This window comes from Trabulsiella odontotermitis (assembly GCF_001188485.1).
Taxonomy (GTDB): domain Bacteria; phylum Pseudomonadota; class Gammaproteobacteria; order Enterobacterales; family Enterobacteriaceae; genus Trabulsiella; species Trabulsiella odontotermitis_A.
On record NZ_JNGH01000046.1, the window covers coordinates 58,821 to 74,551 of the forward strand.

A 15,731-nucleotide genomic window follows, 5' to 3' on the forward strand; every position below is an offset into this window, starting at 1 on the left:
TTGCCTTTTCTCATGACAAAAACAGCGTACCGATGATGGCGGGTTCATCAGAGTTGTTCGGCGGTTTTTCACCTGAAATAGCGGAAGATAATGCCCGTCGTCAGTATCGGCTGGCACTTCGCGGCAACAGTCTTAACCCAATGATTGACGCGGCCACGCCGCTGCTGGGAATGGTGATGCGGCTGGCCACTATGAACAGCCATGCTATGCCGGAACATCTCTTTGCACAGGTTGTAACCGACGTGCAGGCTGTAGAGCAGCTACTTCAGGAACAGGGATATGAGCCCGGCGTCATTGTCTCGTTTCGCTATATCCTCTGTACGTTTATCGATGAGGCTGCACTGGGTAATGGCTGGTCAAACAAAAACGAATGGATAAAGCAGTCGCTGCTGGTGCATTTCCATAACGAGGCATGGGGAGGCGAGAAAGTCTTCATCCTGCTTGAACGCCTGATGCGCGAGCCGAAACGCTATCAGGACTTGCTGGAATTCCTGTTTCTTTGTTTTTCCATCGGCTTTCGCGGCCGTTACAAGGTCGCACTGCAGAGCCTGGAAGAATTCGAACTGATTTATCGCCGTTTGCACCATGTTTTATACCCGCTTCGCGGCGAGGCACCGTTTCCGCTGCTGCATCTGGATAAAAAAGCGCAGGGTGGTCGCTATCAGCTGATTAAGCGCCTCACGATCAAACACATTCTGTTGGGGGGGCTTACGGTACTGACGCTGGTTTATCTCTTCTACCTGCAGCGCCTTGATGCGCAGACCCAGGACATTCTCCACCAGTTAAACCGGCTTCTCGCCAGGTAAGGATACCCCATGATTCAAATTGATTTGCCGACGCTGGTTAAACGCCTTAACACGTTCACAAAACAGGCGCTGGAGATGGCGGCTTCTGAATGTATGACCCAGCAGGCGGCCGAAATTACCGTGAGCCATGTGGTGTTGCAGATGCTTTCGATGCCTCGAAGTGATTTTCGCGTTATTGCTGAACAGGCTGATATCGCTACAGATGCGCTGCGCCAGGCGTTGACGGTGGAAAACTATGCGACGACACGTCAGGTGGATACCTACCCGTCTTTTTCTCCCATGCTGGTCGAATGGCTGAAAGATGCGTGGCTACTGGCCTCTGCAGAAATGCAGATGGCAGAACTTCGTGGTGGCGTCCTGCTGTTGGCGCTTTTGCATTCCCCATTGCGTTACGTGCCGCCACAAGCGGCAAGACTGTTGACGGCTATTAATCGCGATCGTCTGCAACAGGATTTTATACAGTGGACACAGACGTCGGCAGAATCCGTTGTGCTGAATGGGGGCGAGCATCCCTCAGTAGTAACCATGAATGCCGATGACAGCCTGCTGGCCCGCTATACGAAAAATATGACGGACGATGCACGCCACGACAGGCTTGATCCAGTTCTGTGTCGCGATAACGAAATCGATCTGATGATCGATATTCTCTGCCGTCGCCGCAAAAATAATCCTGTGGTGGTGGGTGAAGCGGGTGTTGGTAAAAGTGCGCTTATTGAAGGACTTGCGCTGCGCATTGTCGCGGGCAGTGTGCCAGACAAACTGCGCGACACGGACATTATGACCCTGGATTTAGGCGCATTGCAGGCTGGCGCATCGGTGAAAGGGGAGTTCGAAAAGCGATTTAAGGGGCTGATGATGGAGGTCATTCAGTCGCCCAAGCCCATCATTTTGTTTATCGACGAGGCACACACGTTGATTGGCGCGGGTAATCAGCAGGGGGGTCTGGATGTATCGAACCTGCTGAAACCGGCGCTGGCCCGCGGTGAACTAAAAACCATTGCCGCCACGACGTGGAGTGAATACAAGAAATATTTCGAGAAAGATGCCGCCTTGTCGCGTCGTTTCCAGTTGGTGAAAGTGAGCGAACCGAACGCGGCAGAGGCAACCATCATCCTGCGCGGTCTGTCATCCGTGTATGAGCAATCCCACGGTGTGCTGATCGACGACGATGCTTTACAGGCCGCGGCATCGTTGAGCGAGCGCTATTTGTCTGGTCGCCAGTTACCGGACAAAGCAATTGATGTGCTGGATACCGCCTGTGCCCGCGTGGCGATTAATCTCTCCTCACCGCCAAAGCAGATTTCGGCGCTGACCACCCAAAGCCATCAGTGCGAAGCGGAAATCCGCCAGCTTGAACGTGAGATGCGCATCGGGTTGCGTACCGATGCTTCCCGGCAGGAAGAGGTCCACGCGCAGTATGAGGCGACTCATATGGCATTGCGGGAGCTGGAAGATGCCTGGCGGCAGCAGCAGTCGCTGGTACAGGAAATCATTGCACTGCGTCAGTTGCTGTTGACCAGCCCGGAGGATGAGCCTGATGCCAGCGCCGTCGAACAGCTGACGACACTCACTACTCAATTGAGTATGTTGCATAACGAACAGCGCCTGGTCTCACCGCATGTAGACAAAAAGCAAATCGCCGCCGTGATTGCTGAATGGACCGGCGTGCCGCTCAATCGCCTGTCGCAAAATGAAATGGCAGTAATTACCGACCTTCCGCAATGGCTTGGCGAAACCATTAAAGGTCAGTCACTGGCGATTAACCACCTTCATAAGCACCTGCTGACCGCCCGGGCTGATTTACGCCGGCCGGGGCGCCCATTAGGTGCGTTTCTGTTGGTGGGGCCAAGCGGCGTGGGGAAAACTGAAACCGTGCTGCAACTGGCGGATTTACTCTACGGAGGGCGGCAATACCTTACCACCATTAATATGTCGGAGTTTCAGGAAAAGCATACCGTTTCACGCCTGATTGGCTCCCCTCCCGGCTATGTCGGCTACGGTGAAGGAGGCGTGTTGACCGAAGCTATCCGCCAGAAACCATATTCTGTGGTGTTGCTCGATGAGGTGGAAAAAGCGCATCCGGATGTGCTCAATCTGTTTTATCAGGCATTCGACAAAGGTGAAATGGCAGATGGTGAAGGCCGCCTTATCGACTGTAAAAATATTCTCTTTTTCCTCACCTCTAACCTCGGCTATCAGGCCATTGTTGAACATGCAGAGGCGCCGGAGACCATGCGGGAAGCGTTGTATCCGGTGCTTGCGGAATTCTTTAAACCAGCGTTGTTGGCGCGCATGGAGGTTATTCCCTGGTTGCCGTTGTCGAAAGAGACTATCGCCATCATCATTACCGCGAAACTGGCTCGTCTGGATAGCGTGCTGCGCTCCCGCTTCGGTGCGGAGGTCGAGATAACGCAGGCGGTAACGGATGAAATCATGCGGCGCGTCACGCGCGCCGAGAATGGCGCCCGCATGCTGGAGTCGATCATCGATGGTGAAATGTTGCCGCCGTTGTCACTGCTACTGTTGCAAAAAATGGCAGCCAACACAGCAATTGCCAGAATCCGGATATCAGCAGCAGAAGGTGCCTTCACGGCAGACATTGAAGATGCTGATGTGCCGGGCGCGGTGAGTGAAGGCGCGTTATGAGCAACGCTATTTGCCGGTTGCTTAGCCTGCTTTTGATAACGACTCCGGTGCTCGCCGGTGAATCTGACGTTCAGGAGACGTTACAGGCTATGAGCGTCTGCCGAAAAGAGGCTGGCGCGCTNNCCCCGGAGCCCGCTAATGCGTTTGATGGTGCGCTGGTCAAAGCGCGTTATTCAGGTGAAGCATGGCAACGGGCGATCGAACAGGAGAAACAGCGAACTGGCGACACGACCGCGTTGCTGGTGACGCAAACCGGTGAGGAGCATCCCGTTGTTGTTATCACCACACCCGCCATTGGCAATCTGCCACCTCGCCCTGTGTTGATGTTGAGTTGCGTCGACAATATTACACGTATGCAGGTGGCGCTAATGCAGGCGCGCAGTGAAAACGACATTCCCGTAACGCTAACTGTCGATGGTCGACAATTCCGCAGCCGCTGGTTTGTTCGTGAAAATGGTGTCCTGCTGGAGTCCAGTCGGGGGTTGGCCGGTATTGATGAGATCAAACAGCTCTTCGGCGTAAAGATGCTTACCGTGGATACAGGTACAGAAGGCGCAGCCGGTAAGCTGACTTTCGCGATCGATGGGCTGGCGCAGGCGATTGCACCGCTGCGTAAGGCCTGCCATTGGGCAGGGGAGTAAGGAGCGCACAATATGGATTTACGTAACCCTGACACCTGGATTTCACATTTGCTTGAAACGCTGCCGGAAGAGAAGCAATCCCGTGCGTTGAATGACGACAACCCTCACTGGGAATTTATCGAGAGTGAGATCGTTAAGCTGGGGTCACTCGCTCATAAGCAGCTCGATTTGCCTGAACTTCAGCGCCGGGGGCTGCAACTGCTGGCATCGGAAAGCAAAGATTTACGGTTGCTGGCGCATCTGCTGCGCACCCTGCAGCACACCGGCGATCCACTTTTGGCGATTCGGCTTCTGGCGCTATATGTAGCGCATTTCTGGCTGGTCGCCTGGCCGCAAAATATTGCGCATAAGAAGCGGTTTGCCGATCAGATACTGAAGCGTTTCGAAAAAGGTATTGATGGGTTTACTACCGATGCGGATGCAAAGCAGCGGGATACATTGTTAGGTGAACTCGCGAGGCTGGCGCAACTCTGGCAGGAGCACGATGCGTCTGAACTGGCGCAAGCGACTGATGAGCTTGCGGTATTGTATCGACGTGCCTTTCAGGACGCCGCTCCGACAACAGCATTGCGTCCATCGGCAGCGATTCATCCTGCGGTTGCAGCACCGGCTGATGTTCCCGCTATGCCCGCGTCGACAGTAAACGTGAATAGCTATGATGACAAAGCCTGGCGCGAAACCTTACTGAAGGTCGCGGAAATCCTTTGTGAACGTCAACCAGCGTCGCCGCTGGGGTATCGCCTGCGCCGTCATGCGCTGTGGCAATCTATTACCAGCACACCGCAGTCAGAGAGCGATGGCCGGACGCCTCTGGCAGCCGTTTCCGCAGACAGGGTCGCCGACTACCAGAATCGCCTCAGCAGTGCGGATATAACGCTCTGGCATCAGGTCGAGCAAAGTCTGTTGCGGGCCCCCTACTGGCTGGATGGCCATCATCTTTCTGCACGTATCGCGCAGCAACTTGAATACCCCGATATTGCCGAAGCTATTCGCGATGAAACGGGGCGCTTCCTGCGGCGTCTGCCGGGGTTGTCTGCATTGAAATTCAGCGATCGCACGCTTTTTATGAACGACACCACCCGGCAATGGCTGGAAAACACCACCGTCGCGGCATCGGTAACGGCAGAACTCACGGCAAACGAGGAAACCCGCCTGGTCTGGCAATGCTTCGAAGAGCAAGGGCTGGAAGCCGCGTTGTTGCTGTTGGAACAGCAGCCGGAGGGAGAGCTGCGTACGCGATTTTACCGCGAGTGGCTGGGCGCTCAGATGCTGGAAGTCGCTGGCATGAAACAGCTGGCGCGCCAGCATTACGGCACGTTACACCAGTCGGCTCGCCATATAGCGCTGGCGGACTGGGAGCCTGCGCTATTGCAGCAACTGCAAGAACAGATAAAAGAATAACAAGGAGCTTTTGTGGTCAGAATACCGACGCCCCGCATTTTTACCGGGTTGAAATCTTTGCTCAGGCCTGCGATGCCCCGGCTAACGGTGTCCGCTGCATGGCTGCTGGCGCTGGCATGGATTTTTCTACTGGTGTGGATTTGGTGGAAAGGCCCGACATGGACACTGTATGGCGAATCATGGCTTAAACCACTGACGAATCGCTGGCTGGCGACGGCGATATGGGGGCTGATTGCACTGGTGTGGATCACGGTACGAGTTGTGAAACGCCTGCAACAAATTGAAAAACAACAGCAGGAACAACGTCAGGAGGCGCTGGATCCCCTGGCTCAGGAGATCAATTTTCATCAGCGTTACCTGGATCGCTGGTTACTGCGTCTTCAGCGTCATCTGGATAGCCGTAATTATCTTTGGCAACTGCCGTGGTATATGGTTATTGGCCCGCTGGAGAGTGGCAAATCCACGCTATTAAGGGAAGGTTTTCCGTCCGATATTCTCTATACTCCGGAGCGTTTGCGAGACGGAGAACAGCTCGTGGCTATCACCCCGCATGTTGGTAATCAGGCGGTCATTTTTGATATTGACGGCGCATTGACGGCGAGTGGAGATGATGATCTTCTGTACCGCCGATTACGGGAAAACTGGCTGGACTGGTTGTTACGGAAGCGGGCGCGACAGCCGCTTAACGGTATTATTTTGACCCTTGACCTCCCCGATTTCCTGACGGCAAATAAAGCCCGCCGGGAACAGCTTTTGCACTTGTTGCGCAGTCGTTTGCAGGAAGTTCGCCAGCATCTTCACTGTCGGTTACCGGTCTATCTTGTGCTGACGAAGCTGGATCTGCTGTCAGGGTTCTCAGCGCTTTTTCACTCGCTGGAAAAAAAGGATCGTGATGCGATTCTTGGCGTGACGTTTACCCGAAGCGCCCATGAAAAAAGTGACTGGCGATCAGAACTGAATGCGTTCTGGCAGGAATGGGGGCAGCGAATGAATCACGCGCTGGCGGATCGCATGCTTGCACAGGGAAGGGCTGCACCGCGCAGCTCTCTGTTCAGCTTTTCCCGTCAGATGCAGGGGGCAGGTGTTCAACTGACAACGCTGATTGACGGTTTGCTCGATGGGGAGGGTAACGATGTCATGCTGCGCGGTGTGTATCTTACCTCTTCAGCACAGCGCGGACAGGTCGACGATATCTTTATGCAGTCTGCCGCCCGGCAGTATGGCCTTGGTAGTAGCTCTCTTACGGCCTGGCCACTGGTGGAAAGCGCGCCGTACTTTATGCGCATGCTATTCCCACAGGTGTTGCTGGCTGAGCCTAATCTGGCGAGTGAAAACAGCGTCTGGCTTGCGGACTCCNTGGCACCATTACTACAATAGCAACTATGACGCGGGTATCACCGTGCTCAGACAGGCGAAATCCTTTATGGCGATCCCGCCGCCGCAGGGTGAGGACGACAATGGAAATCTGCAACTTCCACTACTAAACCCGTTACGTGATGCAACACTGGCTTACGGTGACTGGGGCGATCATAACCGGTTCGCGGATATGGGGTTGTATCAGGGAACGCGCATCGGTCCTTATGTTGAAGAGACCTATTTGCAACTGCTGGCACAGCGTTATATGCCCGCCGTGCTTAATGGTCTGATGAATGACATGAACAACGCGCCGCCAGAAAGTGAAGAGAAGCTTGCGGTATTGCGCGTCGTTCGCATGCTGGAAGATAAAAGCGGGCGTAATAACGCTGTGGTGAAACAATACATGGCGAAGCGCTGGAGCGAGAAATTTCACGGCCAGCGTGATATTCAGGTGCAACTTATGTCGCATCTGGACTATGCATTGAATCGTACTGACTGGCATGCCCAGCGCCTGGCGGGGGAGGGTGACGCTATCAGCCGCTGGGCACCTTATGAGAAGCCTGTCGTTGCCGCGCAGAAGGAACTCAGCAAACTCCCGGTTTATCAGCGCGTTTATCAAAGTCTGAAAACACGTGCTCAGAGCGTATTGCCTGCCGATCTGAATATCAGGGATCAGACCGGTGCTGCGTTTGATCGGGTTTTTGTTGCCGGGGATAACGACAAACTTATTATTCCGCAGTTTCTTACCCGCTACGGTCTGCAAAATTACTTTGTAAAACAGCGTGATGAACTCATAGAGCTCACTGCGATGGATTCGTGGGTACTGAATCTTACCCGCAGCGTCAGTTATAGCGATGCAGACAGAGAAGAGATCCAGCGGCAACTGACCGAACAATATCTGAGCGATTACACCGCGACCTGGCGAGCCGGCATGGATAATCTGAACATCCGTAATTATGAATCTGTGACAGAGCTAACTGACGCGCTTGAGCAGATCATCAGCGGCGATCAGCCTTTCCAGCGAGTACTGGTGACCCTGCGCGACAACACACAGCCCACTGCGCTTTCGGAAAAACTCGATGAAAAAGCCAGAGAGGCAATACTGGCAGAGGCGGATTATCGGCTGTTGACACGCCTCGGGCAGGAGTTTTCGGCAGAAAACAGTACGCTGGCAGAGCAGAGGGAAAAAGCCAGTACCTTGCAGGCCGTTTATCAGCAACTGACGGAGCTTCACCGCTACCTGTTGGCGATACAAAACGCGCCGGTGCCAGGGAAATCTGCATTAAAAGCAGTACAGTTGCGGCTGGATCAAAATAGCAGCGATCCGATTTTCGCTACCCGACAATTAGCTAAAAATTTGCCTGCCCCGCTTAACCGGTGGGTTGGTAAGCTGGCGGACCAGGCCTGGCATGTGGTGATGGTAGAAGCCGTGCACTATATGGAACTGGACTGGCGCAACAACGTTGTGGAAACCTTTAATAATCAGCTGGCGGATAAATACCCCTTTAATCCGCAAGCGAAAGAGGATGCCTCGCTGGATGCTTTTGAACGGTTCTTTAAGCCGGACGGGGTTCTTGACTCGTTTTATCAGCAGAATCTGAAGCTATTTATTGAAAACGATCTGAGTAGAGATGACGACGATAATGTAATCATTCGAGAGGATATCCTCAGTCAACTGGACGCTGCGCAGAAAATCCGCGATATCTTCTTTAGTCGCCAGAATGGGTTAGGCACTCAGTTTGCGGTAGAAACCGTCGCGTTGTCAGGTAATAAGCGACGTAGTGTGCTGAACCTGGATGGCCAACTGGTGGACTATGCGCAGGGCCGTAATTACACAGCACACCTGGTCTGGCCGAATAACATGCGCGAAGGAAATGAGAGCAAGCTGACGCTGGTCAGTGCCGGTAAAGGCAGCGCGCCTCGCAGTATAGCTTTCAGCGGTCCGTGGGCGCAGTTCAGGTTACTTGGCGCTGGGCAGTTAACGGGTGTGGAGGAAGGCACATTTACGGTTCGTTTTAATGTAGATGGCGGCTACATGGTTTACCGTGTCCATACGGATACCGAAGATAATCCGTTTACCGGTGGATTGTTCAGCCAGTTCCGGTTGCCGGATACGTTGTACTAAATAAAAATCTCGCGCCGGAGTTATAAGCCGGCGCGGTGCAATATCTATATTAAATATTTATGATATTAAGGAATTGTCATGGCGAATATTATCTATTTGACACTGAATGGACAAATGCAAGGGCTGATTTCGGCGGGTTGCTCCTCCCTGGATTCCATTGGCAATAAAGCGCAATTAAGCCATCGCGACCAAATAATGGTGCTGTCGCTCACGCATGGGTTAACTCGTCAGCAAAATGTAAATCATCAGGCATTGAGGCTGGTTAAACCGGTTGATAAGTCATCGCCGTTACTGGGGAAAGCCATAAATGAAAATGAAGCGTTAAATTGTGACTTCAGTTTTTATCGCACAAACCGGACTGGCCTGAATGAATGTTATTATAAGCTTAAACTGACAAATGCCAGAATCTCCCGTATTCAACTACACAACCCTCACACTATCGATGACAGCGAGGGGCAACCGGAAGAGTCTATAGATCTCACTTATGAATCCATTAGCTGGGAGCATTGTACTGCGGGTACAAGCGCTTATAGCCTGTGGAGTGACCGTATATTTTAAATGCTGTAATCCAAAGGAATTTTTGCAATGAAAGGATACTACGAGTGGATAGAAAGTAGTACAGGTTTAATTTCTTATAAAAACTATATATCTTTTTATTGATTATTATATTGCAGGTGGATTTGACACTATTAAATTTATAAAAAATAAGAAATGTACACTCGGTTCGGTTATCACATCAAAAAATAAGCGGGTTAACTTATTTTATAGCTCCATGAGTGAAGAGAAAATGAACATATCTGCCAATACTCAGACGATTATTACCGGGCGCGATCCGCGTGGCCTGCCGGAGTTCAGCGCTATCCGTGAAGAAGTTAACAAAGCCAGCCATCCCGCACAGCCTGAAATGAACTGGAAGCTGGTCGAATCTCTGGCATTGAGCATCTTTAAAGCTAACGGCGTGGACTTACACACTGCTGCTTATTTCACACTGGCGCGGACCCGTACACAAGGTCTGACAGGCTTTTGTGAAGGTGTGGAATTGCTGGCGGCGATGATAAGTCATGAGTGGGAAACGTTCTGGCCACAGAGTGGAGCTGCGCGAACGGAAATGCTCGACTGGTTTAATACCCGTACTGGCAATATTCTGCGTCAGCAAATGTCCTTTTCTGAAGCCGATCTTCCGCTGTTGTATCGTGTGGAGCGAGCATTGCAGGTGATCTGCGATAAGCTCCAGCAAGTGGAGCTCAAGCGCGTTCCGCGTGTTGAAAACTTACTCTATTTTGTTCAGAACACAAGGAAACGATACGAACCGCAGCCAAAAGCTAAAGTAGCGGATAGCGCTGAAATAACTACCGTCAGAACGCTGATCTATAAGCCGGAAAATGCAGAAACTGATGTAGTTGCTCCTTTACCAGAACTTCCTGAAATGAGAGTCACTGTTCATCGCAGCGCAACGGAGATGTCGGCGAAGCGATCTATCGGCATCCTGAAAGGATGTGTAATTGGTGTCGCATGTTCCGCAGCCGTTTCTGTAATGCTCTGGTGGTGGCTGGTTTACCCTCTTCAGCAACAGAGCAGCCGTGTGCGTGATGTTGCATCGGGAGCGGCAGCCACCTGGCTGGCATCACCGTCGCTTTCAGACTATGACGCACAGCTCAGGAAACTGCTCAGTGCTTCTCCGATGCAACAACTGGACACTGGCGAGCAGATGACGCGTATTGCAGGTAGCCAATGGCCGGAAAGTCAGCAGCAGCAACACGCTACCGTCACGTGGAATAACATGCTGAATCTTCGGGCGAAAGAGAGTCCGTCGCTACAGGGCTGGCAGCAAACACGAACCGATTTGCGGGCATTCGCCGAGCTCTTGTTACAGCGGGAAAAGAATAAAGAAGGGCTCACGATCTCGTATATTAAAACTGTGATCTACCAGGCCGAGAGGATGCTGAATCAGGAAATACCCCTTGAGTATCTTCTGACACAATACGAAGAGCGTCGAGCTCACGGTGAAAATACGGATCTGCTGGAAAAGCAAATTAAGGAACGCTTAAATGGCGTGCTCAGCCGCTGGTGGTTATTAACAAAAGAGCCAACAGCGGCGGCAGAGTAGTTATTCGTAGCGGCTGACAAGATCCTTCACAACAGCCGCATAGGTTTTTTGTTTTAGTTGGGTGATTTGTTGTTCCTGCGTCTCTGATGTTGCCCCTGTCGGCGACAGTACACTGTATTCATAATTGACGGGAGACCAGGTCGCCCATTCACCCGTTGCGACATCCACGAGCGCGAAACGTACCAGATAGCGGAGCAGGGTAGCATCTGTGAATTTTTCATTTTTGTAACCTGACCATACTGTATTTTTAGTGACGGTATCGTATTTTCCGCTCTGTAATTCATCCCAGTAAACAATCACGGCTTTTTGCTGACCCTTAGCAGCGATATAACGCAATGCCTGCATGTAATTCATATTTTCGCTTTCGGCGTTATCCGCATTACTATTACAGGAAAGTGATTTTTGCGTATCAGGGATCCCGGAGAAAGTTGAAATTAAATAATACTTACTCATCTCCTGTTGCATCATCATTTCTGGCGCGCGACTGCCGGACTGAACCAGTATGACGGAAGCATTCAGCGGGACACTGAATGCTTCTCCGTCAAGCGCATCCTGAATATCTTCTTCCGAAACAGCCAGCGTGGCCTCGCTTCCAAAGACGTCTCTGTCTGTCAGCTGTACGCTGGTTGCTTTACTGATGCGAGTTTCCGCGCGGGGGGTTCCATTCTTTTTTGCATCGATAGGGGAATACGAACAGCCAGAGAGAAATGTAGCTGCGCACAGAAATAGTGTTAATCGGAAATGCATACTTTATGATCCTTCAATGGTATTAGGTATATGTCGCTATTGTTTGATGGTTTAAATAATCGACTAAATCTCATCATTTTTTTGTACTGTTATAATAATAACGATTTCTTTTATATAGCACGTACAACGCTCCTCTCATTATCAAAAAATATATGGATGTATATTTGTAATTTGACGCGACGTCTGTGTTAATTATGCAATGTGTGGCATGTAAGTCAGCGGACCGGCATATTCCGTGAATTACATGAATGATAAGCGTTTTACTCGGCACGACATCTGATGCAGATCTATAATGGTGAAGTTCTTATGTCGAGCTTACAGTGAAAGGAAATATAATGTTACTGAAATTCAATGATAGTTTACATGATCAACTTCGGGACAATAAATGTAACTTGCTTTTGTCACATGTTTCGAATAAAATCGAATTAGGAATAGGGTTTTTTAATTGTTAAGGCTTTTCATAAAAAGCATCTTCATAAATCAAATCATAGTTATTCAATGAATTTAATATGATGTTTATCGCCCTCTTTCCAGTGGCCCATAATTTGAAGTCTTTTTTCTTTTGCGTAAGCGAACCAATTAAATAGAACCAATTCTTCTGGGCTTTACCTGCAAAGACAACTAGCATAAACTCTCCACTCTTTGAATTATTTATTTCAAGTTCCTCTGCCCATAATTCTTCTATATTATTATTGAGTGTATTTATAGTTGCTTTTAAGGTGATGTCTTTTGCTGCGGAATAACTATTTTTTTTCAGTTTATCCATGAGGAGATTGCAGAATTGTTCTTTGTTAATTGCCGTATTGGCGCATAAAAAATAAACATCAATAATGCCATGAATTAGACCGTTTTTTTTCATTATTAATGAGTGGTAGCTCATTAACTGGTTATTATATCGTTCCGTATACCGCCATGACGCAGGATGATAAAATGAGTAACTTGCAGGTGAATTTATATTTATGCTTTTTAGCTCTTCTGCGAGATGCCATTCGGAATCGTTAATTAGAGTAAAAAACTTCACACAATGAAGTAAATCCTCAGCTAAAAAATCATAACTTGTCAGAGAGCAGCTGGCTTTTACCATAATTAAATTAACTCCCTTTCGTTCGAAGTCATAATTTTTAAAAGCTCTAATTCTTGATATTATCACATTTCCGTCAGAATGTTTTTTTGTTAAAATATCCGAATATTTCCCGCTGACGCTATAATAGTATTTGTGATGAATGGTTTCTTCACCTTGAGATAGTGATATATAATCAAGCCATTCACTGGCATCAATATCATTCTTTATAAACTCATAAATCACTGCTATTTCCATAAATGGGAACTCAGTATCGGGTATTGTTTGATAACAACCAATAGTATAGAAGCCATGAAGTTTATCGATGGGTTTAGGTTCTATACTGACCGGCTTGACATTTAGCGGAAGCAGTATTTTATAATGTAGGCTCTTTGAATTAGTAGAAGTGTAACGACAACGCCATAAATGTTCTTTTTGGAAATCGGAACTATATGTAATAACCTCGGGGAAAAATATTACATCGCTACTGTGTTCCTTCATAACAATCCTCTGATTATTTAAATTCATATTGATTCAATGTAATAATTATCACTGACTAGCGTAGACACAATATCAGCTTATGCTCGTTGTAAAATTAATAGTCATATTAATTCTTTGCTTTACACCACATAATATAATTATAAAAATATTCTATGCTTTTTTGCGGTGTTTTAAATAAATTATAAGTGATTGTTATTGATTGTTAAATTTTTATTTCCATGCTTACTGAGAGAATACACATTCAAAATGACATTATTAATGAGATTAAAAAGACATGAGTAGATGCTTCAGTTAAGGGCGTCACTGCTCCCGATATATTCATTCTGTGTACGAAATTGGCATGAAAATTTTCTGGGAAAGCTAAAATTGGTTACTATCTGTTGTTATTGTTTTTATTCATTTAGAATGCGTCATTTGACTAATACATTAAAACATAAATAAATATAGAAAAGGTTGGAGACTATTTTAATGCAGCGATAAATCATTGCATTATGAGCCATAAATGCTTTTATTGGTTGTTTGGAAATGTTTGTACTATTGTGTTTAATATGAAATGAAGCTATTCGCGTAATGCCACTTTCTAACATTGAAAAAAAAGAATAATAAATCCCAGCATAAACACCTAGCAATGAAAGTACCTTGCATAAAAAAATGTCTCGAATAAAGTTAATTGCAACGTATGCCGATAAGCCATATAAAATAAACCCTAATATAAATCTAAAAAATGTATTTTTATATATCGATGAAAATAAATGAAAGAAACTTTTCATGTTAGCCTCCTATAATGACATTAGAAGCGCCAGAAAGTATTACCCCAGAGCTTGAAGTGGGGCTTGTTAATAATTCATGCAAAGGTACATCTGTAAACGGACCGATCTGTATTTCGATATCGCCTTTAACACCTAATATGGCAGCCAGCTCTCCCACTAATTTTAATTTTAGCATGAAGTTATCTACATCAGTCCACAATCCAGCTCCGAGTGCGGCCCCAACAGATCCGGCGGAAACATTCACAGCGCCCTTCATTTTAAAATATTTTGATTCTACTGAGCCAGAAATCTCTCCTTTCGCCGCAGCTGCTTCAGCTCCCAATTCAAAATTTATTCCATAATTTAATTCATCGTTATCATATATAGCCCCTATTTCGCCTTTCGCTTCCGCCGCTCCGACTGTCCCTTCTGCTTTTATTCCCCCATAATCACCAGTGCCCTCTTTACCTGAGCTTATACCAATATTCCCGGAAACTCCGGTTGCTTTTGCATTAACACTTCCTGAGCTTTCTTTTTCATTCGATATCGTACCTGAATCTATTTCAGCCTTGCCGATAGCACCCCCGATATTTAAATTAGTATTACTATTATTTAATGAATGATTTAATTGAAAATCCTCAAGGGAAATTTTATTATTGGCGACGTCATAATCTCCATCGCCATCTGTATCGGACAACTTTGCTGATGCTAGTAAAACATTTATCTGAAACTCTTCCGGATCTTTCACCAAAATGGAACCATCTTCATAGGTCTTTTTAGCTAGTGTCGCGAAATGGTATTCTGGCGGTTTGGGACTCTTTCTCGGCGGCAATTTTTTATTACCACAGAGGACCTTGTCTCCATATCTTGCAGCTGGTAGCCCGTTGATGGTAACTGTTTTTGAACCCTCACTAATTACTCCCGGTCCATGTTCTTTGCATGTAAAGATATCCCCCATCCGCGTCGCAGGAAATCCGCCAGTAAAAACATTGGAACTGCCTGATGTTAGCGGGCCATCATGTCCTGCTTTATCTATACTTTGTCTTGCTGCATTCTTGCTCATATCATTATCCCAAGTTTAACTTCATAAGAATTTTATGGGTTTAATTTTAATATTCCGCCCGTTAATAGTTGCTCTTCACTTCCATCCGCCGATAGTTTTTTCGTGTTCACATGATATTCATTTTCTGCGGTGTTCTTAATCACTTTTCCTTTAAGGGTGATCTCTCCATTTTTTAATAGCGTGATACTTGAATCACCACAGATAAATTCAATTTTTTCTTCGGAGTTTATACTAATATCTTTTTTGACGTTTATTAACTGCCCTCCCTCACAGAGAGAAATGTATTGGTTCCCCTTTAGAATATTTGACTTTTGATCTCCCTCAGTGATTTCTATCGTCCGATCGTTAATAACAGTTATGATCTGATCATTCGCCACCGTCACTTTCTGATCATGTCCATGCTCTCTCTTCCTGCCCACAACCACCGTTTGCCCCAACCCAACGGTAATACTCTGGTTGTTGCCAATGGTTTCGGTATGGTCCACTTTCACGTCGGTGGTGCGGTTATTGAGCACTTCGGTATCCATGT

Annotated in this window: 8 protein-coding genes and 3 pseudogenes; 7 read left to right on the top strand and 4 right to left on the bottom strand. The window is 48.0% G+C overall.

Features of this window, described 5'->3' with window-relative positions:
- Nucleotides 1-35 precede the first annotated feature (35 nt).
- The 7 genes and pseudogenes from icmH to GM30_RS03315 all read left to right on the top strand — a co-directional run bounded on the left by icmH (nucleotide 36) and on the right by GM30_RS03315 (nucleotide 11,082).
- The gene (gene icmH, locus GM30_RS03285) at nucleotides 36-806 is read left to right on the top strand and encodes a type IVB secretion system protein IcmH/DotU (RefSeq protein ID WP_155483911.1); all 771 of its coding nucleotides are present in this window, start codon (nucleotides 36-38) and stop codon (nucleotides 804-806) included.
- Nucleotides 807-815: 9 nt separating this feature from the next.
- The gene (gene tssH / locus GM30_RS03290) at nucleotides 816-3,452 is read left to right on the top strand and encodes a type VI secretion system ATPase TssH (protein ID WP_049847478.1); all 2,637 of its coding nucleotides are present in this window, start codon (nucleotides 816-818) and stop codon (nucleotides 3,450-3,452) included.
- 65 nt (nucleotides 3,453-3,517) lie between these two features.
- Nucleotides 3,518-4,093, top strand: a pseudogene (vasI, locus tag GM30_RS03295) (type VI secretion system-associated protein VasI); the annotation flags it as partial.
- Nucleotides 4,094-4,105: 12 nt separating this feature from the next.
- A complete protein-coding gene (tssA, locus tag GM30_RS03300; RefSeq protein WP_049847480.1) occupies nucleotides 4,106-5,494 on the top strand; it encodes a type VI secretion system protein TssA in 1,389 nt (462 codons plus the stop codon).
- Nucleotides 5,495-5,506: 12 nt separating this feature from the next.
- Nucleotides 5,507-8,975: pseudogene (tssM, locus tag GM30_RS03305) on the top strand (type VI secretion system membrane subunit TssM).
- 78 nt (nucleotides 8,976-9,053) lie between these two features.
- Nucleotides 9,054-9,533: an Hcp family type VI secretion system effector gene (locus GM30_RS03310; RefSeq protein ID WP_049847481.1), complete on the top strand. Its 480-nt coding sequence runs from the start codon at nucleotides 9,054-9,056 to the stop codon at nucleotides 9,531-9,533.
- A 229-nt stretch (nucleotides 9,534-9,762) separates the two neighbouring features.
- Nucleotides 9,763-11,082, top strand: coding sequence for a VasL domain-containing protein (locus tag GM30_RS03315; protein ID WP_049847482.1), 1,320 nt, complete (start codon nucleotides 9,763-9,765; stop codon nucleotides 11,080-11,082).
- Here GM30_RS03315 and GM30_RS03320 read toward each other — a convergent pair whose 3' ends face one another.
- The 4 genes and pseudogenes from GM30_RS03320 to GM30_RS26990 all read right to left on the bottom strand — a co-directional run.
- A complete protein-coding gene (locus GM30_RS03320) occupies nucleotides 11,083-11,829 on the bottom strand; it encodes a lipoprotein YafT (RefSeq protein WP_049847483.1) in 747 nt (248 codons plus the stop codon).
- A 448-nt stretch (nucleotides 11,830-12,277) separates the two neighbouring features.
- Nucleotides 12,278-13,390 carry a hypothetical protein gene (locus tag GM30_RS03325; protein WP_049847484.1) on the bottom strand — a complete coding sequence of 371 codons (1,113 nt, stop codon included), beginning with the start codon at nucleotides 13,388-13,390 and terminating at the stop codon, nucleotides 12,278-12,280.
- 771 nt (nucleotides 13,391-14,161) lie between these two features.
- Nucleotides 14,162-15,202: a PAAR domain-containing protein gene (locus GM30_RS03330; protein WP_072094021.1), complete on the bottom strand. Its 1,041-nt coding sequence runs from the start codon at nucleotides 15,200-15,202 to the stop codon at nucleotides 14,162-14,164.
- 32 nt (nucleotides 15,203-15,234) lie between these two features.
- Nucleotides 15,235-15,731 (bottom strand): annotated as a pseudogene (locus tag GM30_RS26990) (hypothetical protein); the annotation flags it as partial.

What these genes read in the sequence shown, in the direction of transcription:
- icmH (WP_155483911.1), top strand. Translation starts at nt 36, where the DNA reads ATGGCGGGTTCATCAGAGTTGTTCGGCGGTTTTTCACCTGAAATAGCG.
- tssH (WP_049847478.1), top strand. Translation starts at nt 816, where the DNA reads ATGATTCAAATTGATTTGCCGACGCTGGTTAAACGCCTTAACACGTTC.
- tssA (WP_049847480.1), top strand. Translation starts at nt 4,106, where the DNA reads ATGGATTTACGTAACCCTGACACCTGGATTTCACATTTGCTTGAAACG.
- GM30_RS03310 (WP_049847481.1), top strand. Translation starts at nt 9,054, where the DNA reads ATGGCGAATATTATCTATTTGACACTGAATGGACAAATGCAAGGGCTG.
- GM30_RS03315 (WP_049847482.1), top strand. Translation starts at nt 9,763, where the DNA reads ATGAACATATCTGCCAATACTCAGACGATTATTACCGGGCGCGATCCG.
- GM30_RS03320 (WP_049847483.1), bottom strand. Translation starts at nt 11,829, where the DNA reads ATGCATTTCCGATTAACACTATTTCTGTGCGCAGCTACATTTCTCTCT.
- GM30_RS03325 (WP_049847484.1), bottom strand. Translation starts at nt 13,390, where the DNA reads ATGAAGGAACACAGTAGCGATGTAATATTTTTCCCCGAGGTTATTACA.
- GM30_RS03330 (WP_072094021.1), bottom strand. Translation starts at nt 15,202, where the DNA reads ATGAGCAAGAATGCAGCAAGACAAAGTATAGATAAAGCAGGACATGAT.